The following is a 1,223-nucleotide window of genomic DNA, read 5'->3' on the forward strand; positions in this document are numbered from 1 at the left end:
GTTCTGGACGACCGCCTGCGGGACGATGCCCCGGCATTGCTGGCAGCGTGCAAGGCCCGCGGCTGGCACACGCTGCTGCTGTCGGGGGACAGTTCGCCGATGGTCGCCAGCGTGGCCGCCGAACTGGGGATCGATGAAGCTCAGGGCGGCTTGCGCCCGGATGACAAATTGCAGGTCTTGCAAAAACTGCACGCCCAAGGCCGCAAGGTGCTGATGCTGGGGGATGGTGTCAACGATGTACCTGTGCTCGCCGCTGCCGATATCAGCGTGGCCATGGGCTCGGCGACCGACCTGGCGAAAACCAGCGCCGATGCGGTGCTGCTGTCCAACCGCCTGGACGCGCTGGTGCAAGCGTTCAGCCTGGCGCGACGGACCCGACGGGTGATCATCGAAAACCTGTTGTGGGCCGGACTCTATAATGGCCTGATGCTGCCATTCGCCGCACTGGGCTGGATTACTCCGATCTGGGCCGCCATCGGCATGTCGATCAGCTCACTGACCGTGGTGCTCAACGCCTTGCGCCTGACGCGCATGCCCGCCCAGGCGCATACTCCAGCCATGCCACACTCTCGCCCGCTACCGGCTTGACCCGGTCCCCTGGAGCCCTTATGCCAGCGCTTTACATCATGATTCCGGCGGCCCTGCTGATTGTCGCCATCTGCATCTTTATCTTCTTCTGGGCAGTCGACAGCGGCCAGTATGATGACCTGGACAGCCCAGCCCACAGCATCCTGTTCGATGACCAGGATCCGCAGCATACCGCTGCCGTCGAAGAAGCCAAAAACCTGCACCCGGAGTCGGCCATCGACACCGACAAAAAAGCCCCGCCCCATGCTTGAGCTGGCCCCGCTGCTGGTATCGGCCGTTATCCTGGGCCTGCTTGGGGGCGGACACTGCCTGGGCATGTGCGGCGGTCTGATGGGCGCACTGACGCTGGCCATCCCCAAAGAGCAACGCAGCCGACGCTTCAGGCTGCTGCTGGCCTACAACCTTGGCCGAATTCTCAGCTATGCCACAGCAGGACTACTGCTGGGGCTGGCAGGCTGGGCAGTAGCCAACAGCCCGGCAGCCATGTTTATGCGCATCCTCGCCGGTTTGCTGCTGATTTGCATGGGCCTGTACCTCGCCGGCTGGTGGAGCGGCCTGACCCGCATTGAAAGCCTGGGCCGCGGCCTGTGGCGGCATATCCAGCCGGTGGCCAGCCGTACGGGCCAGGTGCCCAG

General features: G+C 64.3%; 3 protein-coding genes. All 3 read left to right on the forward strand.

The window, feature by feature from the left end; genetic code table 11:
• A partial coding sequence (locus GHO42_RS03350) for an HAD-IC family P-type ATPase (protein WP_153384112.1) occupies positions 1 to 588 on the forward strand: 588 nt, incomplete at its 5' end.
• A gap of 20 nt (positions 589 to 608) precedes the next feature.
• Positions 609 to 839, forward strand: a complete 231-nt coding sequence (gene ccoS / locus GHO42_RS03355) for a cbb3-type cytochrome oxidase assembly protein CcoS (RefSeq protein ID WP_153326546.1) — start codon at positions 609 to 611, stop codon at positions 837 to 839.
• A partial coding sequence (locus tag GHO42_RS03360; RefSeq protein ID WP_178114889.1) for a sulfite exporter TauE/SafE family protein occupies positions 832 to 1,223 on the forward strand: 392 nt, incomplete at its 3' end. The genes ccoS and GHO42_RS03360, both read left to right, overlap by 8 nt.

Origin of the sequence: Pseudomonas sp. FSL R10-0056 (genome assembly GCF_009600105.1) — a bacterium.
Lineage (GTDB): Bacteria > Pseudomonadota > Gammaproteobacteria > Pseudomonadales > Pseudomonadaceae > Aquipseudomonas > Aquipseudomonas bubulae.